This is a genomic window from Streptomyces sp. NPDC059452 (assembly GCF_042750035.1).
Classification (GTDB): Bacteria; Actinomycetota; Actinomycetes; order Streptomycetales; family Streptomycetaceae; genus Streptomyces.
This window is the reverse complement of record NZ_JBHYVE010000008.1, coordinates 35,558-55,297: the sequence shown is the minus strand read 5'-3', so window position 1 is coordinate 55,297 and position 19,740 is coordinate 35,558. Positions and strand designations below refer to the sequence as shown.

Annotated in this window: 20 protein-coding genes and 1 pseudogene; 8 read left to right on the top strand and 13 right to left on the bottom strand. The window is 69.8% G+C overall.

Going from position 1 to position 19,740, the window contains the following annotated elements:
• Positions 1-30: 30 nt before the first annotated feature.
• The 3 genes from ACFW9Z_RS13470 to ACFW9Z_RS13460 form a co-directional block, all read right to left on the bottom strand.
• The gene (locus tag ACFW9Z_RS13470) at positions 31-1,554 is read right to left on the bottom strand and encodes a catalase (protein WP_384639025.1); all 1,524 of its coding nucleotides are present in this window, start codon (positions 1,552-1,554) and stop codon (positions 31-33) included.
• A gap of 192 nt (positions 1,555-1,746) precedes the next feature.
• Entirely contained in the window at positions 1,747-2,013 is a 267-nt protein-coding gene (locus ACFW9Z_RS13465) for a GlsB/YeaQ/YmgE family stress response membrane protein (protein ID WP_384639022.1), read from the bottom strand.
• 121 nt (positions 2,014-2,134) lie between these two features.
• Complete coding sequence (locus ACFW9Z_RS13460; protein ID WP_384639019.1) at positions 2,135-2,410, bottom strand: hypothetical protein; 276 nt, start codon at positions 2,408-2,410, stop codon at positions 2,135-2,137.
• A 404-nt stretch (positions 2,411-2,814) separates the two neighbouring features.
• Between ACFW9Z_RS13460 and ACFW9Z_RS13455 the strand changes: the two genes are divergently transcribed.
• Entirely contained in the window at positions 2,815-3,282 is a 468-nt protein-coding gene (locus ACFW9Z_RS13455; RefSeq protein WP_384639016.1) for a hypothetical protein, read from the top strand.
• A gap of 127 nt (positions 3,283-3,409) precedes the next feature.
• Positions 3,410-4,009, top strand: a complete 600-nt coding sequence (locus ACFW9Z_RS13450; protein WP_384639013.1) for a GNAT family N-acetyltransferase — start codon at positions 3,410-3,412, stop codon at positions 4,007-4,009.
• A gap of 81 nt (positions 4,010-4,090) precedes the next feature.
• Here the strand turns inward: ACFW9Z_RS13450 and ACFW9Z_RS13445 are convergent, their stop codons facing one another.
• Entirely contained in the window at positions 4,091-5,131 is a 1,041-nt protein-coding gene (locus ACFW9Z_RS13445; protein ID WP_384639010.1) for a S66 peptidase family protein, read from the bottom strand.
• Positions 5,132-5,461: 330 nt separating this feature from the next.
• Here ACFW9Z_RS13445 and ACFW9Z_RS13440 point away from each other — a divergent pair, with 330 nt between their 5' ends.
• Positions 5,462-5,971, top strand: coding sequence for a hypothetical protein (locus ACFW9Z_RS13440; RefSeq protein ID WP_384639007.1), 510 nt, complete (start codon positions 5,462-5,464; stop codon positions 5,969-5,971).
• A 218-nt stretch (positions 5,972-6,189) separates the two neighbouring features.
• Complete coding sequence (locus ACFW9Z_RS13435) at positions 6,190-6,360, top strand: hypothetical protein (protein WP_384639004.1); 171 nt, start codon at positions 6,190-6,192, stop codon at positions 6,358-6,360.
• 37 nt (positions 6,361-6,397) lie between these two features.
• On the opposite strand, the gene ACFW9Z_RS13430 is transcribed toward ACFW9Z_RS13435, so the two are convergent.
• Both ACFW9Z_RS13430 and ACFW9Z_RS13425 read right to left on the bottom strand, forming a co-directional pair.
• Complete coding sequence (locus tag ACFW9Z_RS13430) at positions 6,398-7,402, bottom strand: NAD(P)/FAD-dependent oxidoreductase (protein WP_384639001.1); 1,005 nt, start codon at positions 7,400-7,402, stop codon at positions 6,398-6,400.
• 84 nt (positions 7,403-7,486) lie between these two features.
• Positions 7,487-7,900, bottom strand: a complete 414-nt coding sequence (locus ACFW9Z_RS13425; RefSeq protein WP_384638998.1) for an ATP-binding protein — start codon at positions 7,898-7,900, stop codon at positions 7,487-7,489.
• Between ACFW9Z_RS13425 and ACFW9Z_RS13420 the strand changes: the two are divergent.
• The 3 genes and pseudogenes from ACFW9Z_RS13420 to ACFW9Z_RS13410 form a co-directional block, all read left to right on the top strand.
• Positions 7,899-8,753: pseudogene (locus ACFW9Z_RS13420) on the top strand (helix-turn-helix domain-containing protein); the annotation flags it as partial. The gene ACFW9Z_RS13425 and the pseudogene ACFW9Z_RS13420 overlap by 2 nt on opposite strands.
• An 89-nt stretch (positions 8,754-8,842) precedes the next feature.
• Positions 8,843-9,124, top strand: a complete 282-nt coding sequence (locus tag ACFW9Z_RS13415; protein ID WP_384638996.1) for a DUF397 domain-containing protein — start codon at positions 8,843-8,845, stop codon at positions 9,122-9,124.
• A 207-nt stretch (positions 9,125-9,331) separates the two neighbouring features.
• Entirely contained in the window at positions 9,332-10,894 is a 1,563-nt protein-coding gene (locus ACFW9Z_RS13410) for a S1 RNA-binding domain-containing protein (RefSeq protein WP_384638993.1), read from the top strand.
• A gap of 16 nt (positions 10,895-10,910) precedes the next feature.
• Here ACFW9Z_RS13410 and ACFW9Z_RS13405 read toward each other — a convergent pair whose 3' ends face one another.
• The 4 genes from ACFW9Z_RS13405 to ACFW9Z_RS13390 form a co-directional block, all read right to left on the bottom strand.
• A complete protein-coding gene (locus ACFW9Z_RS13405) occupies positions 10,911-11,384 on the bottom strand; it encodes a MarR family winged helix-turn-helix transcriptional regulator (protein ID WP_384638991.1) in 474 nt (157 codons plus the stop codon).
• A 183-nt stretch (positions 11,385-11,567) separates the two neighbouring features.
• Positions 11,568-11,810: a hypothetical protein gene (locus tag ACFW9Z_RS13400; protein ID WP_384638988.1), complete on the bottom strand. Its 243-nt coding sequence runs from the start codon at positions 11,808-11,810 to the stop codon at positions 11,568-11,570.
• A 178-nt stretch (positions 11,811-11,988) separates the two neighbouring features.
• Positions 11,989-12,873, bottom strand: coding sequence for a GyrI-like domain-containing protein (locus ACFW9Z_RS13395; RefSeq protein WP_384638985.1), 885 nt, complete (start codon positions 12,871-12,873; stop codon positions 11,989-11,991).
• A gap of 110 nt (positions 12,874-12,983) precedes the next feature.
• Positions 12,984-13,868 (bottom strand): NAD(P)-dependent oxidoreductase, encoded by an 885-nt coding sequence (locus ACFW9Z_RS13390; RefSeq protein ID WP_384638982.1) that lies wholly within the window; start codon positions 13,866-13,868, stop codon positions 12,984-12,986.
• A gap of 124 nt (positions 13,869-13,992) precedes the next feature.
• On the opposite strand from ACFW9Z_RS13390, the gene ACFW9Z_RS13385 reads away from it, so the two are divergent.
• On the top strand, positions 13,993-14,607 hold the full coding sequence (locus tag ACFW9Z_RS13385) for a TetR/AcrR family transcriptional regulator (protein ID WP_384638979.1): 615 nt from the start codon (positions 13,993-13,995) through the stop codon (positions 14,605-14,607).
• Between the two features lie 83 nt (positions 14,608-14,690).
• On the opposite strand, the gene ACFW9Z_RS13380 is transcribed toward ACFW9Z_RS13385, so the two are convergent.
• From ACFW9Z_RS13380 to ACFW9Z_RS13370, 3 genes are all read right to left on the bottom strand, one after another.
• Entirely contained in the window at positions 14,691-14,924 is a 234-nt protein-coding gene (locus tag ACFW9Z_RS13380; protein WP_384638976.1) for a hypothetical protein, read from the bottom strand.
• A gap of 193 nt (positions 14,925-15,117) precedes the next feature.
• Entirely contained in the window at positions 15,118-16,497 is a 1,380-nt protein-coding gene (locus tag ACFW9Z_RS13375; protein ID WP_384638973.1) for a hypothetical protein, read from the bottom strand.
• 58 nt (positions 16,498-16,555) lie between these two features.
• Positions 16,556-19,654 carry a glycoside hydrolase family 3 N-terminal domain-containing protein gene (locus ACFW9Z_RS13370; protein WP_384638970.1) on the bottom strand — a complete coding sequence of 1,033 codons (3,099 nt, stop codon included), beginning with the start codon at positions 19,652-19,654 and terminating at the stop codon, positions 16,556-16,558.
• Between the last annotated feature and the right edge of the window lie 86 nt (positions 19,655-19,740).

The following is a 19,740-nucleotide window of genomic DNA, read 5'->3' as shown; positions in this document are numbered from 1 at the left end:
TGGGCCCTCGCCCGTACGGGTCCGTCCGTCTCAGGCCTTGCGCTGCATCGACGAGCGGGCCGGGTTGCCCTGCTCGCCCGCCTTCGGGTCCTTCTCGCCCGCCTTCGCGCGGACGCCCTCCTCGATGCGCTTGCCGAGGGTGCCGTCGACGTTCGACCAGTACGTGAACGCCCGCTGGAGCACCGGCTCGGTCACCCCGTTCAGGAGGTGGCCGACCACGTTGTCCACCAGCCGGTCGCGGGCCGCGTCGTCCAGGACCTCGCGGACCATCGTGCCCGCCTGCCCCCAGTCGTCGTCCTCCGCGTGGTCGACGTAGGCCGCCCGGGTGATGTCACCGTCGGCGTACCAGCTCGGCGGGGTGCCGTAGCGCTCCGTGTCGGCCTCCGGGCCGCCCTTGGAGTTCGGGGCGTAGACCGGGTCGGCCGTCTTCCGGTACGCCATCGCCCCGTCCTTGGAGTACGTGTGCACCGGGGCGACGGGGGCGTTGACCGGCAGCTGCTGGTAGTTGCCGCCGATACGGTGGCGGTGCGCGTCCGCGTAACTGAACAGGCGCGCCAGCAGCATGCGGTCCGGGCTCGGGCCGATGCCGGGGACGAAGTTGTTCGGCTGGAAGGCCGCCTGCTCGATCTCGGCGTGGTTGTCCGTGGGGTTGCGGTCCAGCGTCATCCGGCCGACCTCGATCAGCGGGTAGTCGCCGTGCGGCCACACCTTGGTCAGGTCGAAGGGGTTGAACCGGTAGTCCTTCGCGTCCTCGTACGGCATGATCTGGACCTTCAGCGTCCAGCTCGGGTAGTCCCCGTCGCGGATGTGCTCGAACAGATCACGCGTGTGGTAATCCGTGTCCGCGGAGGCCATCTGGTCGGCCTCGTCCTGGGTGAACGTCTCGACGCCCTGGTCGGTCTTGAAGTGGTACTTCACCCAGAACCGCTCGCCCTGCGCGTTGATCCACATGTACGTGTGCGAGGTGTAGCCGTTCATGTGGCGCCAGGTGCGCGGGATGCCCCGGTCGCCCATCAGCCAGGTGACCTGGTGGGCCGACTCCGGCGAGAGCGTCCAGAAGTCCCACTGCATGTCGTGGTCGCGGAGGTTGTTGTCCGCCCGGCGTTTCTGGGACCGGATGAAGTGCTGGAACTTCATCGGGTCCTTCACGAAGAACACGGGGGTGTTGTTGCCCACCATGTCGTAGTTGCCCTCGCTGGTGTAGAACTTCACCGCGAAGCCGCGCGGGTCCCGCCAGGTGTCGGGGCTGCCCCGCTCCCCGGCGACGGTCGAGAACCTGATGACCAGGTCGGTCGTGGTGCCGGGCTGGAAGAGCGCGGCCTTCGTGTACGCGGAGACGTCCGCGGTCACCTCGAACTTCCCGAAGGCCCCGCTGCCCTTGGCGTGCGGCTGACGCTCGGGGATGCGTTCGCGGTTGAACTGGGCCATCTGCTCGATCAGATAGGAATCCTGGAGCAGGATCGGCCCGCCCGGGCCGACGGTGAGCGAATGCTCGTCGCTCTCCACCGGGGCGCCGGAGTCGGAGGTGGTCGGCTTGCGCGAGGTGTCGGTCATGTCGTCGTTTCCTCTTGTTTGTCTTCCGCAGACGTGTCGGCGTTGGCTCCTGGTACGGCTGCCCCGCAGACCCTCTGCCAATGTAGGCAAACGCGGACGAATCGACCCGTTGAGGAATCGGCCCACCGTTCCCGGACGGCTGGGAGCACCGCCGTCCGGGAAACACCTCGGCCACCGCCCGCACGGCAGGGATCAGCGGGACCGCTGCCCCGTGACCACGCGGTAGACGAGCAGGACGATCACCGAACCGGCGATGGCGGCGATCCACGTCGACAGGCTGAAAAATCCGTCGATCGAGTCGACGCCGAAGATCACCTTGCCCAGCCAGCCGCCGAGCAGCCCGCCCACGATGCCGATCACGATCGTCACGAGGCAGCCCCCCGGGTCCTTGCCCGGAGTGAGCGCCTTGGCGATGAGACCCGCGAACAGGCCGATGAGGATCCAGGCGATGATGCCCACGAGACTCTCCCTTGACGTTGCCGACGTACCGGCCACCCGTGTGGCGCCCGGCACCCTCCACATATCCCCGGAGCGGCGGATCACACATGGCCCCGGTCCCGACCGTCACTCACCGGCGGCGTCATTTCGTCGGCAGCGCCATTCGTCGGCACGCGTTACGCCGGACGGGGCCGGGCCGGGGCAGGGGCAGGGGCCGGACGAGAGCGGGCCCGCCCGCCTGCCCGGTGACCCGCACCCCCGAGCCCCGTACCACCGAGATCCGCACCGCCGATTCCCGTACGGCCGATTCCCGTACGGCCGATTCCCGTACGGCCGATTCCCGTACGGCCATCGGAGGCGGTACGGGAATCGTGTTCCGGCTGACCCCGACCCCCGAGGAGCCCACGGGCCTGTACATATGCAGCCTCACGGCGGTCGGCCGTGACGCCGGGGGGAACCTGGTGGCCCTGACCAACGCGCACTGTTTCATCGACGACCAGGGCCGGAAGCCGGTCGAGGAGAAGGTCTACCGCGACCAGTCCCCGCCGGGTACGGCCTTCGCCCCGGCCCCGATCCCGATCCCGATCCCGGACAGCCAGCCCGACCTGAGCACGGGCGTCATCGGTGAGGTGACGTACGTCAGCACCCCGAACGACCTCCTCAACTCGGGCCCCAAGGGCCTGGACTACGCTGTCATCAAGCTGGACGAGAGCCGGGCCCTGCCCACCGGCCATCCAGCAGAGCAACCGGCGCCATTTCTGGATCATGTGATGAGCCGTCCGGCGCAACGCCCGGCCGCATCCGCGCGTCTTTCCCGACGTGATGGATTTCCTCGAACCTTCCGACCCATCCGGCCCCGGCGACGAAGAAGAGACCGTGCGGCCCGGCCCGTGGTGGCGTCACACCCTGTGGGTGGTCGGCGTCGCCGCCCTCGGGGTCGGCCTGGGCTGGGCCGGATCGCTGTTCCGCCTCGGCCCCGACGACTACGGGCTGCTCGCCGCCGCCCCGGGTTCACCCTGGCCCTACCTGGGCGCCTGGGCCGTGACCGGTCTGGCGGCGGCGGCCGTCCTGCGGGCCGCGGCGGCCAGGGTGCCGGTCTACCTGCCGGGCATGATCACCGTCATCCTCACCCTCGTGGGCACCCGGCTCTCCCTGGGCTGGCGCCCGGAGGCGCCGGTGCTCGCCGCCATGGCGGTGGGCGCCCTGGTGGCGGCGGCCGTCTGGGCGGCAATCGCCTTGCGCGAGAAGGGCGATGCACGAGCAGGGGCAGGAAGCACCGGGACCGCCTGAGGCGCACGGCATCGCACGGCGGGGTGGAACCACCTGAACCGAACCGGACCGGAACCGAACCGGAACCGGAACCAGTACCCCCACCCCCAAGATCACCCCCAAGATCACCGTGTGCAGAATGGCCTTTATGCCGATATCGAACACGCCGCGCACGACCACGGTCGATGACGCTCCGGACATCAGCCGCATCCTGGCCCTCGCCTTCGACGACGACCCGATGATGCGCTGGTTCTTCCCCGACCAGGCCTCCCGCGAGGCGGCGCTGGTCCGCTACTTCACCACGATCTTCACCCGGCAGTACGTCCACCACGGCGTCTGCGAGCGCACCGACGCGGCGGTCTCCTTCTGGGTGGCGCCGGAGGCGCAGGCCAAGGCCGTTCCCGACGCGGAGACCATCCAGGAGCTGCGGAACATCCTGGGCGACCGGGCCGGACTGTTCCGGGACGCCGTGGAGACGGCCGCCCGCCACACACCCCAAGAACCGCACTGGTCCCTGTCGTTGATCGGCGCCGACCCCGCCGCCCAGGGCCAGGGCCACGGTTCCCGCCTGCTCCGCTCGGGCCTCGCCAAGGCCGACGCGGCGGGGCAGCCCGTCTACCTGGAGTCCTCCAAGGCCTCCAACCTCCCCGTCTACGAACACTTCGGCTTCACCGTGCGCGAGGAGCTCCAACTCCCGGGCGACGGCGGGCCGAAGCTGTGGGGCATGTGGCGCGAGCCGCGCGTCTGAGACCGGTGTACGGGTATGGGTACGGGCACGCCTTCCCCGTACCCATACCCGTACGCGAAGCCAACCCACCCCGCCCCGGCCTCAGTCCAGCGTCTGGGTCAACTCGCTCCGGGCCGAGGTGTGCACGACCCGGCCGCGCGCCCCGTTGACGATCGGCAGGTACGGCGGAACGTGCCCGCACTCCACGTCGGCGATGATGGGCACGCCCAGGGAGCCGAGCGCGTCGAGCACGGCCTCGTGCTGGGTGAGCGAGTCGGTGCCGGGGGCCGAGGTGCGGCCGACGAGGATCGCGTTCGCCGTGTCGAAGAAACCAGCCAGCCGCATCCCGTGCAGGTTCCGGCAGATGGAGAAGGCATCGTCGCCACCCGCTTCGACATAGACGAGGAGCCCTTGCGGGGACTCGGCCCGGGCAAAGGCGGAGGCGTCGAGGAAGGCCGTCCCCGCGAGGTTGCAGAGCATCTCGATACAACCGCCGATCAGACGCCCCTCGGCCTCCACATCCCCGTTCCCGTTCCCGTTCCCGTCCAGCCGGGTCCATCTGCCGGGCGTGTCGAGCGTGAACTCGCGTACGTCGGGGTAGGTGCGGTAGTCGTCCCGGCCCGTGGCCCGGTGGCGGCCGGGCGGTGTCTGCGTGAAGCGGTGCCCCGCGGGTGCGGCGACGATGTCGAGCCATGACAGCAGCCCCTCGGGCACCCGGTAGGGCGTGTCCATCAGGTTGTTGCCGTGCACGGTGGCCGTTCCCGTGAGGAGGGTGTACGGCGTCATGACGGTCGACAGGTCGGAGAACCCGACCAGCCAGGTCGGCTCGGCCTCCCGCAGGCGGTCCCAGTCGAGCAGGGGCAGCAGGTCGATCGCCGTCTCCCCGCCCCACGGCGGCACCACGGCCCTGATGCCGGGGTCCGTCAGCATCGCCGTCAGCTCGGCCGCGCGGTCGGCCGCCGGGGCGCTGACATGGCCGTCGCCGCTCATGCAGCGGCCGACCACCACCTCGTACCCCTGGGCCTCCACCTCGCGGATCGCCGCATCGAGGCGCCCCTGAAGCTCTTTCGGGACCCCGCTCGACGGAGAAGTGACGCCGACACGGTCACCGGGGCGCAGAGGACGCGGGTATCGCACTGACATGCGCCGGAGTCTGGCAGGCCGAGGGTTCCCCGGCACATACTTTTCCTGGACCTTCGGCACTCCCAGACAGGAATCAGCCATTCCCGAATCCGGAAATCGCCCTACAGGAACGGTGCGCCCACCGGGAAACTCTGACCTACAAGCGCACATGACGCACAGCCGCGCAGGGCCCAGCAGACCGGTCAGCTCGCGATCAGGGGGATCATGCCTACTCCAAGGCACCGACGGATCATCGCCGCAGTCTCCGCCGGAGCCGCGATCTCAGCGGCGGCGGTGGTGCTCGCACTCATCTACCTGCCGCGGCAAGGCGGACTCTCTCCGGTCCCGGTCATGCCGACGGTGAACGCCCCCATCACCCACACCGCCGAGACCGCCGAACTCGCCCAGCTCGCCGAGAACTACCTCCAGCAGCGGGCCGACATGCTGACGACCGCCCGTCCGACCGTGGAAGCGGCGAGCGGGCGCCTCCGGACCACCCCGGCCATGGCGACCCATGCCCGAAGCGAGCTCGCCGCGCTCGCGAAGAAGGGCCTGCGGTACGAGGACCTAGACATCGGCTACACAAAGGCGCGGGTCGACATCGAGGTCACCTCCGTGGACGTCACCGACCGGACGGCCACGCTCCGGCTCACGGATCACACCCGCCTGTACTTCGCGCTCACCCCGCAGGAGATCGAGGACGGTTCGCCGGAGTGCGAGGAGTCGTCGCTCCCCCGCACCATGACCTTCGCCCGGGGAGCCGACGGCGCGTGGCTGCTGTCGTCCGACAAGGTCGATGAGGCAGGCGGACTGCCCGCGACGACCGAGGTGGACGAGGCGGGGTTCGACCCGGCCGCCTGAGTGCCCCGCCGCCTCAATGCCCAGTCGCCTGAGCACCTTGCCGCCCGAGTACATTCCACCCCCCGCCCTGAGTACGACAGCGCCTCCTCCGCCGGGCCGCTCCCGTGCGAGAGTTCACCCCACGGAGCCCACGGAACCCACGGAACCCATGAAGCCGGGGGGGGCTCCGGTGACGGGTATGTGCGTGTGCGCGTGTGTGCGATGGGGTGGGACGAATCATGGATCTGTTCGATGCGGGGCTGGGCGGGCGGGACGAGCCCGAGGCCGAGAGCGGGGGCGGCTGCTCCTGGGTCACCGTGGTGATCCTCGGGATCTTCCTCTTGCTGGCAGTGCTGATCCATACGTTCTTCGGGTGGGCGCAGGACCTCTTCTCGGCCGTGTTCTCGTAGCGGCCACCCGCCGGATTCCGACGCAGGACGCCCGTCCTCAGCCGCGCCGCCGAGCCTCCACCGCGTTACGAGTGTCCTCCGCGATCAGATCGCCGTTGATCGCACCCGCCGCCATGAGGCCTGCGGCGGCGGCGCCGATGACCTGTTCGGTGAGGCGGGTGACGTTGCCCGCCGCCCAGACACCGGGGACCTCCGTCGCGCCGACCGGGTCGGTGGGCACGTACGTACCGATCACCTCACCGCCCATCTCCTGCGGCACCGGCACCAGCCCCAGGGATTCGAGGACGGCCGAACGCGCGGTGAACCGGGCCTGGACCACCAGGGCCTCGCACCCGATCACCCGGCCGCCGCCCACCAGACGTACGCCGGTGAGACGGTCGTCCGTGACCTCCAGGCCCGCCACCTCGCCGTCCACCACCGCCACCCCGCGCGCGGCGAGCTGCTCGTACTCCTCGTCCGTCGGCTCCGGGCCCGTGTGGCGGAAGAGGGTGACGTCGTCGCTCCACTGCCGCCACATCAGCGCCTGATGTACGGCGAGGGGGCCGACGGACAGCACCCCGATCGGGCGGTCCGCCACCTCGCGGCCGTGGCAGTACGGGCAGTGCAGCACCTCGCGCCCCCAGCGCTCGGCCAGCCCCGGTACGGGCGGCAGCTCGTCCACGAGCCCCGTCGTCACCAGGAGCCTGCGCGCCTCGACCGCGCCCCCGTCCTCCGTCACCACCCGGAAGCCCTGCCGCCCCTCCCCCGGCAGCCGCTCGGCCGAGGCCACCCGGCCCCGTACGATCTCGCCGCCGTACCCGGTCACCTCACCCCGGCCGATCGCCAGCAGCTCCCCCGGCGGGGTCGACTCGCGGCCCAGGTAGTTGTGCACGTGCGACGCGGGGGCGTTACGGGGCTCCCCCGCGTCGATCACCAACACCGAACGCCGGGCCCGCGCCAGGGTCAGCGCCCCGCTCAGCCCAGCCACCCCACCGCCCACGATCACCACGTCGTACCGCTGATGCTGCTGCTTCATGTCGTTCACGTCCGTCCTGCTCGTCATGCGGACCATCTCCGGTCAGTGATGGAGATGGTGCGCGCGGGACAGCCGGAACGACAACTATGTTTGCCGAAGCGGCAAGAATACTCACTCGATCGCGAACTCGCACCACACGACCTTGCCGGGGTTCCGCTCCATCACCCCCCACTTGTCCGCCAGCGCCTCGACCAGCAGCAGCCCCCTGCCTCCCTCGTCCTCAGCACTCGGGTGCGTGGGCGACTGGCAGACCTCCCCGTCGCCACTGTCGTGCAGCTCGACCCGGAGGATGCTCTCCAGGCGCTCCAGGTAGATGTGCACCCGGAAGCCACGCCCCGGGGGGACGCCGTGGCGGAGGGCATTGGTCGCGAGTTCGGTTACGCAGAGCAATACGTCGTCGGCGCGCTTCTCGCATTCCCATTCGATCAACGTCTTGCGGGCGAACTTGCGTACGACCGGGATCGACCTGCGCTCGCGGCAGTAGAAAGCCTGCCGGAAGTAGGGGAGTTGAGTTGTCTCGTTCATGCTTCCAAGCTCACACAACGTCACTACGCTTCAGCAGAGTGGAAGGTCGTACATCTCATCTGTACGACCTTTGACAGGCCACCAGTGGTGGGAAAGTGGGGATAGCAGTCTCATGCAACCAGGGAAGAAGAACCGGCGAGTCAGCTCGTGGCATGTGATCGGGGCGCAGCTCGCCCACTTCAGGAAGAGGGCAGGACTGACACAACCAGCTCTGGCCGAGCGGTTCGGAGTCGGTGAGGACACCATCGCCTCCATCGAGCAGGGGCGCCGGGCGCTCAAGCTGGACTTCGCCATCGAGCTGGACGAACTTCTGGGCACCAAGGGGGCGTTAGAAGTGGCGGTGAGGAAGGTACCGAAGGAGGAGCGCTACAAGGCCTTCGCTGAGGACTTCGTGGAGTACGAGCAGGAGGCGGTGAGCCTGTTCTCGTACCAGTCACAGCTCATCCCAGGGCAGCTTCAGACCGAGGCATACGCACGGCTCGTCTTCTCCTGCCACTATCCGCCTCTCGACGCGGACGAAATCGAGAATCGGTTGGCCATCCGACTCGGCAGGCAGAAGCTGTTGGAGCGCAAACCCCGACCGATCCTCCACTTCATCCTGGAGGAGAGCATTCTGCACTCCAAGTTGGGCAACCCCGAGGTGATGCGGGAACAGCTCCTCCACTTGCGGCGCTGCATGGATCTGCCGTTCGTCAGCATCCAGATCATGCCTCAACGGACGCCCAAGCACGCCAGTCTCGCAGGGCCGCTCGTTCTCCTGGAGACACAGGACCACGACCAACTCGCCTACGTCGAGATGCACCTGCGATCCGAGCTGTACGACGATCCGGCCTACGTCAGCGCCCTCATGCAGAAATATGGGATGCTGCGGACGCAGGCGCTCACCGTCGAGGAAAGCGCCCGGCTACTGGACGCATTGCTTGACGCACTGCTTGGAGAGACATGTCCCGCGCAGCACACTCGACCCCCCGTCCCACCGCCCTCCACTGGTTCAAGTCGAGCCACAGCAGTGACCAGGGCGGCGACTGCCTCGAAGTCGCCTACGCCTGGCACAAGTCCAGCTACAGCAGCGACCAGGGCGGCGCCTGCGTCGAAGTCGCCGCCCACCCCTCCGCCGTCCACATCCGCGACTCCAAGGTGACCGACGGCCCCATCCTCACCGTCGTGCCCGCTGCCTGGGGCGCCTTCGTGCACAGCACCACCACCGACGCCACCGCCCTCTGAGCCGTACGAACCCGCCCCGCCCTCCGGCCAGTCGGCCGAGAGCGGGGCAGTTCCCGTCTCGTCCGTCGGCGTGTGTCAGGGGAAGCCCGACCGAACAATCGTGATCTTGCCCGGTCGAGATGATCGACCTGCGCCGATGGCGCCTCATTCAAGGTGTCCGGTGCATTGCACGCTGAGCGGGGGCCTTACCGTACGCTCCGGGCATGTATGAGCCCAACGCATCCGCACCGTCGGCCTCTGGCGGGCAGTGACGTGCTGCCCTACGTCTACCGGGTCACCAAGTACGACCCCGCCGACCGCGACCAGCACGGCCACTACGCGGGCTCCGAGCCCGCGACCAGCGACCACGGACCAGTCGAAGCCGCCTACCTGCGAGCCGCCGCAGCCTTCGCCGATGACACCGGCGTCGACAAGCTGGCCATCCGCGAGCCGCAGCTCGGCGGCTTCGTCCACTTCGGCCTGGAACCACCGATCGACGGCTACGTCCTGGCCGACCTGTTCCCGGCCGGCCAGGACGGGTTCCACGACGGTGCGCTGGTGCCGATCGGCGTCGGCCTGGAACTCGTCCGGGCCATGCTCCGCGACAACGGTGCCTGGTGTCGGCTGGAGGCGGAGGGAACGTTCACGCTGCACGTCGGCTGGGACCAGTACCTCTACATCGGCAGCAACCTGCCCTGTGAAACCGCGCTGACCCGCACTCGCGCGCTCGGCCTGTTCCCGGAACGCCTGAGCGCCTCGCCGTACGACTTCGCGCCCGACGACCCCTCGTACGTGCAGCGACCGGCCGACGATGACTTCTGGGCCCGCCTGCGCTGGACCGTCAGTGCCCACCGCGCCGTGTTCCTGGAGGAAGTCTTCGCCGCGAACGCCTCCCGGTGGCACCGACTGACCCGCGACTCCATCGAGACCGTGCGCTCCCAGTTGGCCCCACGCTCCCGGTTGGCGGTCTGGCCGGACCTGCTCACCGACGTGGACACGGCCATGGCCGCTCTGCCCGACGAAGGCCTGGTGGAGGTCGTCCGGGAGGGCAAGGACGGACAGATCACGAGCACGGTCGTGGACGAGACCCAGTTCGAGACAGTGACCTCCCGGCTCGCCGGGGCGCGTGCTGCCGGCGTCGTATCCATGTATGCCGGTGAGGATCTCCCGCTGTTCACCGCGGTGCTGCCCGACAGCGACGGCGTTCTACGCGCGCGCTGGCAGACCGAGCCGACGCCCAGCGACCGGGACTGGGCCTTCCTGAAGACCCTGCGGCGCGGCCAGGTCGTCACCGGCACGGTGAAGACCATCGCAAACTTCGGCGTCACCTTCGTGGACATCGGCGGCTTCACCGCGATGATCAACATTCCGGAGCTGTCCTGGCGGCGCATCGACCACCCGGCCGACGTCGTCAGCGTCGGCCAGGAGATCACCGCCGAAGTCCTCGACGTCGACATGGTGGGGGAGCGTGTGCCGCTGTCGCTGAAGGCAATGCGGCCGGATCCGATGCTGGATCTCGCTCGGCAGGTCGGTCAGATCGTCACCGGCCCCGTCACGAGACTCGTACCGTTCGGCGCCTTCGTCCGTATCGAGGACTCCGAGGACGGTTTCGAGGGGCTGGTCCACAACACCGAACTGGCCGACGGGCTCGTGGAAAGGCCCGAAGACGTCGTTCAGCTCGGTGAGGCACTCGCTGTCAAGATCCTCGAAGTCGACCCCACCCGGCGCCGGATCGCACTGTCGCACAAGCAGGCGCTCGCCGTCGCCCCGGAGAGACACCGTCACCTCTGACGAGGAATGAGGATCGTCAACGTGCCGAGCGCCTTCTGGGGGGCCGCTCGGCCGTCACGACCGGTTGCGGGGAGCGGCCGTCGACGAGCTTGGAGAGCGAGCGGAGGAACGGCCGGCGCTCCGCCTCCGGCAATCTGCCGAGCACCGTTTCGTAGAGTTCGTTCAGCACGGGCTCGGCAGCCGCGATCAATGTGCGGCCCTCGTCGGTCACGTCGACCACACGGGCCCTGCGGTCCTTCTCCGACGGCTTGCGCGTCGCAAGGCCGCTCCGCTCCAGTGCGTCGATCGTGTGGACCATCGTGGACTTGTCGAGGCAGGCGAGCTCCGCGAGCTCGCCTTGGGTCTTCCCGCTGCCGTCGGCACACATCAGCACGCTCACCACACGCAGCGATGTGCCCATCTCTTCCAGCCGCCTGGCTGCTTCGAGTTCGATGTCCCGGCTGAGCAGCTGCAACTGCACCACCAGGCCGCTAGCCGTTTGTGCGCTCATTCCGCCAGCGTATCTAGCCAGTGGATTACGAAACTGTCCACGAGTGTCATCCCCAGGCTCGGCCCGAGAGCGCGAAAGCGTGAGGGCAGGAGAGCAGGAGAGCAGGAGAGCGCCAGGGCCGCATCTGCCGATCGCCGGATACGGCAGACACGACAGATACGGCAGACACGGCCCGATGAACTCCTAGTAGCGCACCCACAGCTCGTACACGCCGGGCCTGGCCGCGTACGGGTTACAGATGAAGAGAGGGCTCCAGATGTGGGCGGCGGCGCCCGCCGCCCCGGCGGCCTGGCACTCCGCCTGCGAGGCGTAGTGGCCGCGGATCGTGTAGCCCGGGCCCACGGCGGAGGCGGTGGAGGCCGCGCCGAGGACCATCGCGGCCGCCGCCGCCGCGGTGACCGCGAGCGTGGTGATGCGTCTGCGCATGTCGGTAACTCCGTTTCCAGTCAACGCACATGACTGAACGTCAATGAATGGGTAGAGCCGAACCGATCGGCGCGCGCCGCCGAGAGAAAGCTAGCGAGCGGAGGAGCACCCACGCAATAGGTCTGGACCAATAAGCCACCGCATATGCCCCCTGGCCGTAAACGTGCGTCCTGCCCCCCTATGCGCCCGGCCGAGGGTCCGACCGCTCCACCGGGATCCAGAGTTCCGCCTGCGCCTCCGATCCGTCCCCGGACAGGTTCACCCGCAGGATCTCCGGGCCGGGCCTGGACGCGTACGGGTTCGAGGGGAACCACTGGGTGAAGACATCTCGCCAGAGGTACTGGAGCGTCTGCGGGAACGGGCCCGAGCTTTCGAAGACCGCCCAGGAACCGGCCGGTACGGTGAGGGAGTCCAGGCCCCCATCCGGAAGATCCTTACGAGCCGTCACCACCCCGTGGTAGTAGTCCAGCTCGGTTCCCTCCGCCCTGCTCGGGTCGAGCTGGTCGCTCACCCCGACCAGCCCGGCCGGCTCCTGGTCGGAGAGGGCCGCGATGCGGTCCAGCTCCTCCCGCCCGATACCCCGGATGAACTCCGCGATGGCCTGATTCGGCCCCTCATGGATCAGAGGTACGCGCGCCTTCCTCCCCACCACACGGAACTCCTCCTTCTCCACCAGCCTGTAGCGCATGGCACTGCTCCCTTCGACGACGAGCCGGAAGGTCAGGCGTTGCTGGGACCGCAGAACCGCGCCGCTCCGCCGCGCCTCGCCGGGTCCGATGCCGTGCACCGCCCGGAAGGCGCGGGCGAACCCCTCCCCCGTGTCGTAGCCGTACCGCACCGCCACATCGAGCAGCGTCCGGTCGCTCGCGAGCACCTCGGCGCCCGCGAGCGTCATACGGCGACGGCGGATGTACTCGGCCAGCGGTACGCCCGCCAGCGCGGAGAACATCCGGCGGAAGTGGTACTCCGAGGTCATCGCGGTGCGCGCCAGCTCTGCGGTCTCGATGCGCTCACCGAGGTGCGACTCGATGTACTCCATGGCCTCGTTCAGTCGTTCCAGCAACCCTGTCCCGCCTTTCCTTTTCCCGTTGCACGTTAGGAAAGGACCAGCCTGCCGGACCCGACCGTTCATGCCCGGATCGGTCGGGCCGACCAAGGAATGAAGTCGAAGGGCTATGCGGCGGGCTTGCTCATCACCTCCACCAGGGTCGAGAAGCTGTCCTCCCCGTGCCCCGCCTCCATCCCCCGCCGGAACAGGTCCGCGACGGCCGCCGGGAGGGCGGTGTCGACGCCCGCGTCGGCGTTCGTCCGCACGACGTGCTCGACGCTCGCCCGCCCCATGGCCAGGCGGTCGACGTCACCGGCATGCACTCCGGCGTCGATGCGTTCGGCGTAGAAGGCGGAGAGCTGGGCGAGGGTGTCCGCCGTCTCGCGGGCGTCCGGGAGGATGTCCGCCGCCGTCAGTCCGTTCGCACGGGCGAGGGCGACGGCCTGCCAGTAGCTGAGCATGGAGGTCCAGAACATGCTGACGCCGATCTGGTAGAGGAGCGCGGCAAGGCCCGGGTCCTCACCCCGGTGGTCGGCCCGGCCCGTCAGCACTTCGAGCAGCGCACGGTACTGGTCGAACGTCTCGCGCGGGCCGCTGTAGTACGTCGACGAATCGGGCTCCCCCACCCCTGCGGGCGGCGCGTTGACCCCGCCCGTGAGCTGCACGGCACCGCGCTCGGCCGCCCAGCGGGCCCCGGCACGGGCCTCCTCGGGCGTGGCGGAGGTGAGGTTGACCAGGACCCGGCCGGCCAGGTCCGCTGCGGGGACGGGGCCCAGGACGTCGTACACCGCCACGTAATCCGTGAGGCTGAGGATGACCGCCTCGTTCGCGGCGACGGCCGCCGCCGGGCTCGGCGCGAGGACCGCGCCCCGGGCCACCAGCTCGTCCGCGCGGGAGGCGGTGCGGTTCCACACGGTGACCGCGTATCCCCGGTCGAGCAGGGCCGCGACCATCGCCCGACCCATGGGGCCGAGTCCGATGACGGTGACCGACTTCTGTGCGTTGTTCATAGCGTTCCTCCCACGTTCATGGCGTTCCTCCCACCGCTAAAACGAACGCTCTATTTAGCGCTCGCCGGAAAGCTAGCACAGCTCTAGAACGAACGCTCTACTTAGTGCCCGCTACAGTGGCGGCATGCAGACCAGCCAGGCCGGACAGACCGGCACCCGGGACCGGATCGTCATGGCGGCCGCGCGGCTCCTCCAGCGGCAGGGCTACGTCGGCACCGGCATCAAGCAGATCGCCACGGAGTCGCAGGCCACGCTCGGCTCGATCTACCACTTCTTCCCGGGCGGCAAGGAAGCCGTCGCCGTCGCCGCGATCCGGTACAGCGGCGAGGAGTTCGCGGCGCTCCTGCGGGAAGCGCTGGACAGCGAGGCCGATCCGGCAGCGGCCGTGCTCTCCTGCACCCGCCAACTGGCCGACGGGCTCAGGGAATCGGGCTGGGTCGACGGCTGCCCGGTCACGGCGGCGGCCCTGGAGACGCTCGGGACTGACTCGGAGATCCAGCAAGTGTGCGCCGACACGCTGAACGGCTGGGAGCGCCTGGTGTACGACAAGTTGCTGGGTTCCGGGTTCCGGGCCCAGGACGCCCGGGAGCTGGCGACCACCGTCATCAGCGCCATCGAGGGCGCCGAGGTCACCGCCCAGGTCAACCGGAACGAGGAACCCCTCCTCGCGGCGGGCCGACAGCTCGCCCGCCTCGTACGCTCGTACGAGGCCGACGGCCCCGGGGTCGCAGGCCAGTAGGCCGCCATCGCCCCACAGCCGCGCACGCGAAAGCGGCGGCCCGCCGATGGTTCTCGGTGGGCCGCCGCTCGGGGCTGAAGGGTTCAGCTCGTCCGGAGGTCGGAGACGGTGGAGGTCACCGCGCCTGCGGTGGAGGTGGTCGCCCCCGCCGCGCCTTCGACCAGCGGGGCGAGCTCACTGACGGTGTCCAGCGCGCCCAGGCTGATGGGCGGCTCGGCCGCGTGGGCCGTGTCCCCGCCGCCGGGGGGCGGGGAGATCGCGGCGATGACCGCTCCGGTGGCGAGAGTGACGACGGCGAGAACGCTTCGCTTCTTCATGCCGGGTTCAACGGCTCAGCCCCCGGAAAGGGCACGCCCTGAATTTCCGGGCCGACCACCCGCGGGCGTCACCCGGGCCGACCACCCGTGAGGGTCACCCGGGATGGCCACCCGTGGGGGTCACCGCGCCGTCCGACGCTCGTCCCGCCCCCTACCCTGTGCGCACGGTGACCGGCCGACGGCCGTGGGGCTCTCAGAACCCGCCCCCGTCGAACCCGCCGAACCCTCCGCCGTCCCCGAACCCTCCGCCGTCCCCGCCCCCGCCGAAGCCGGAGGAGTCGAAGTCCGAGCCGGAGAAGTCGCCGCCGCCCCACTCGCCTCCGCCGCCGAAGTCACCGCCGCCGTACTCGGAGGCGTACGCCGGAGTGGCGAGCATCGAGCCGAGCATGGTGCCCATCAGGAGGGCGGGGAGGAGGCCTCCGGCGAAGTAGCCACCGGCCCAGGGGCCGTAGGCCGGGCCCGCCTCCCAGTACGGGCGGCGGTTGCCGTCGCCCACGTCGACCATGCGGCTCATGGGGTCCTCGCCCCGGCTCAGGCGTACCTCGTCCGCGCCGCAGACCGGGACCTCGCGGGGCGCGCCGCCGGAAGGGGTCCAGCGGACGTCGGTGACCGAGGGGCCGTGGCGCGGGTCGAAGAAGCAGGGCGGGCGGCGGGCCGGGATCGCCGCCCCCGTGCGGCGGGCCTCCAGGACCGCGAGGGAGTAGCGGCCGTCCTCCAGGGACTGGGTGACCCCGCGCACGTCCGAGGGGTGCTCGGCCTTCTCCATCCTGGTCTTGGCGCTCTCGTAGGAGTCGAGGGCGCGTTCGTAGTCGCCGCGCATGGTGTCGTCGGCGCCCGGTTCGGCGGGGTGGAAGTCCAGGCGTTCCAGCGTTTCGCCGTACGCGGTGATGTCCTCGTCCACGACGACCCGGAGCTTGTCGAGGGCGATGCGCTCCTCTTCCTCCTTGCGGCGCTTGTTGCGGCGGGAGATCGCGTACGCGCCCGCGCCGCCCGCCGCCACCAGGGCGCCGAGCGTGATCAGGCCGGAGAGGGGCGCGCCGGGGTCGTCGGCCGCGCCTCCGCCGCCGGACCAGGAGGCGGGGGCGGTGCCCCGGGCCTGTTCGACGGCCCGGTCGACAAAGGCGTTGAGCTGGGCCGAGGCGTCGGTGGCGGTGGCGGGGTTCTTGACGGATGCGGTCAGGTTCTCGACCGCGCGCGTAGGCATGACCTGCGGGTCCGCGCCCGCGTTGAAGCCGTCGCCGAGGCGTACGGCGTAGACGCCGGTGATGCCGGTGTCGTTGCGCAGCGTACGGAGGAGGCCTTCCTCGGGGAAGGCCTCGGTGTCGGGCAGCACGGCGACGAAGACCGGCTTGTCCGCGTTCTGGATCGTGGCTTCCAGGGCCTTCTCGTCAGCCACGGAGAGCTGATCGCGGGCGGCCGGGTCCACATAGACCGGGTCCTCGCGCAGGGCCTGGGCGGCGTCGTTGATGGTCGCCGGGGCGGCGGCCGACGCAGGGGAGGTCAGGGCGAGAGCAGCCGCTGCGATGATGAGCAGCAGGCCCGCCAACAGCGTGGGGATGAGCCTTTTCCTCATACTTAACGCTACTCCAGGCGGGCGACAAACGCCGTCGCCCGCCTGGAGGACCGTAGGGCTACGCGGCTCTGTACGCCGTACGCAGCTTGGCCACCGCGCCCGTCAGATCACCCTTGAGCAGCAGGTGGTCCGCCTCCGCGAAGGGCTGGGAGACCTTCTGGGTGAACTTTCCGTCGATCTTCTGCTGGACCAGCAGCCGCGCCTCGTCCACGATCGCCTTGCCCGCCGGGGTCTTCCCCAGCTTCGCCTTCTCCGCGACCTGCGCGGCGACGGCGAGAGCGGCCAGGGTCAGTTCGCCGCCCGCCGGGGGCTTCTTCAGAGTGGTCAGGCCCCAGCCGTACGGGAACTGCGGGTCGTACGTCGTGTCCCCCACGTTGATCGGGAGCTGCGCCTCCGACTTCGGCCAGGTCACGGGGAGCTGGCCGGTGAAGGGGCGCTTGCCGTAGAGGACGTCGGCCACGCCGTCGCCCTCGGAGCCCGGCAGCCAGGAGGCCACCAGCGCGTTGATCCTGCCGAGCTGGTCGCCGATGAGCTGCGGGCGGCCCGAGACGATGAGGACCGCGCACTTCATGGCCGCGCAGACCGTGTCCACGGCGGCCTGGTCGGCGGCCGTCAGCTCCAGGTCGTGGCCGTTGCCGACGTCCCCGATGCCTTCGGCGTACGGGGTCTCGCCGACGACCACCACGCCCACGTCGTACCCGTCCGTGGCGGCGGAGGCATCGCGCGAGTAGGTGATGGAGTCGGAGTTCTTCGCCGCCTTCTTCATCCCCTCCAGGATCGTCGTGCCGGGCGTGATCTTGCCGGAGGAGCCCTGCCAGCTGATCGTCCAGCCACCGGCCTGGTTGCCGATGTCGTCGGCGTTGGACCCGGCCACGTACACCTTCTGCGAAGGCTTGAGGGGCAGGACCGCACCCTCGTTCTTCAGCAGGACCTGCGACTTCGCGACCGCCTCCCGGGCCACCGCCCGGTGCTCGGCCGAGCCGACCTTCCCCAGGTGGGTGGTGTCCGCGTACGGCTTCTCGAAGAGGCCGAGGCGGAACTTCTGCGTGAGGATCCGGGAGACCGCGTCGTCGATCCGGGCCTGGCTGATCCGGCCCGCCGTGACCTCGTCCTTCAGCGTCTTGGTGAACTCCTGGTACGCCGTCGGGACCATGATCATGTCGAGTCCGGCATTGACCGACGTACGGACGTCGCTCGGGTAGTCGCCGGGGATCTGGTCGATGGCCTGCCAGTCGCTGATGACGAAGCCCTCGAAGCCCATCCGGTCCTTGAGCACGCCGTTGATCATCTCGGCATGGGCGTGCATCTTCACCGGGCCCTTGCCGTCACCGATGATGTCGAGCGAGGAGTACGAGGGCATGATCGTGCCGACGCCCCGCTTGACCGACTCCGTGAACGGGGAGAGGTGTACGGCCTCCAGCTCCTCGCGGGTGACCTTGGTGATGCCCTGGTCGATCGTGTACGAGCCGGTGGTGGCGGAGCCGTACTCGGTGCCGCCGTCCCCGACGAAGTGCTTCGCGCTGCCGAGCACCTTGTCGTTGCGGTGCAGGTCCTTGCCGGAGGGGCTGCCCTGCATGCCCTGGATGACCGTCTCCATGGCCTCGACCAGCGCCGGGTCCTCGCCGAACGCCTCGTAGGAACGGCCCCAGCGCTCGTCGCGCGTGACGCAGACGCAGGGCGCGAAGTCCCACGGGATGCCGGTGGAGCGCACCTCCTTCGCGGTGATCGCGCCCGTCTTCTCCGCACTCTTCGGGTCGCGGCCCGCGCCGATGCCGATGTTGTGCGGCATGATCGTGGCGCCGACCACGTTGTTGTGGCCGTGCACCGCGTCCACGCCGTAGATCAGCGGGATCTGGAACCGGGTGGCCTGGGCGCGCAGTTGGTAGGCGTCGACCATCTTGGCCCAGGCGGCCGCCGTGTTGGGGGTGGGGACCGAGCCGCCGCCGGAGAGCAGCGAGCCGAGGTCGTACGCGGCGATGTCGCCGGGGGTGCGCAGGGCGTTGCGTTCGGCCTGGGTCATCTGACCGGCCTTCTCGGTGAGGGACATCCGGCCCAGCAGGTCCGCGACCCGCTGCTTCACGGGCAACTTGGCGTTCTGGTACGGGAGTCCATGGGCGTCGATGACGACCTGCGGGTGCTCCGCCGGGGCCTTGGCGCCGGTGATGGTCAGCTCCAGGGGGATCGTCTTCGCCTCAGAGGCCTTGGACGCCTTCGCCGTACGGACGGTCACCTTGTGCGTGGCGCCGGACGCGGTGCCCGCGGGGAAGGTGTGGCTGCCGGTGACCGGCGTGTAGTCCTTGCCCGCGACCGCCGTGCCGCCCTGGGTGGCGTACGAGATGGTGATCGGCTCCTCCGTGGGGACGGAGCCGGTCGTGGCTACGGAGAGCGTGATGGCGGCGCTGTTGCCGTTCTCCACGGGGTGCACGGCCGCGTTCGTCACCACGCTCGCGGTCAGCGCCGGGTCGGCCTTGCCGTATAGCTCGACGGCGTCCAGGGCGAAGGTGCCGGGGGCGCCGGTCGGCAGGGTGAGGGCGTATCCCCACATCTCGTTGAGGCCGAGGATCTGGTCGATGCCGCCGACGGGCTGGTAGTCGGCCCGGTAGACGAAGTCCGCGAACGGGATCTCGACGAGCTGCCAGCCCTCCCAGTCGTCGGTGAAGGAGGTCGTCCACAGCTCGGAGGCGCCGCCGTTCGCACCGCCGTCCTTGATCTCGAAGTGGACGCGCTTGCCCGAACCGGGCGGCAGGGGCGCGGTGTTCTGGCCGTACCACCAGAAGCGGATGCCCTTGTGCGCGGTCCAGTCCTGCGGCGGGGTGTCCACGGCGAACTCGTGGCTGAACCCGCCGTACGCGCTTATGTCGTAGGAGCCTTCGAGGACTTGCTCGCCCTCGGGTGCGTCCGCGCGCTCGGCGAGCTTCAACTGCGGGTGGTCGGTGGCGTTGCCGCCCCAGGTGAAGATGGCGTCGGCGGGCGGGTTGTTACCGAGGGGCACCTCGCCCTCGAAACGGTCGATGAGGACGGGGGCCGGGTCCTCGGCGGCCGCAACGCTGGGCGCGGCTCCGACGAGGAGGGTGGCCAGGACGGCGACGGCGGCGAGGGCGGCCGTGGCGGGTCTGCTTCTGCCCTTGCGAGGGCGGAGGTTCGGAGTACGAGGCATGTTCTGGGAGCGCTCTCTTTTCGGGGGCGGGTGGGTCACGGGAAGGGGTCTGTGGGGTGGTTACCGCTGTTCGGCCCGGGTGAGCC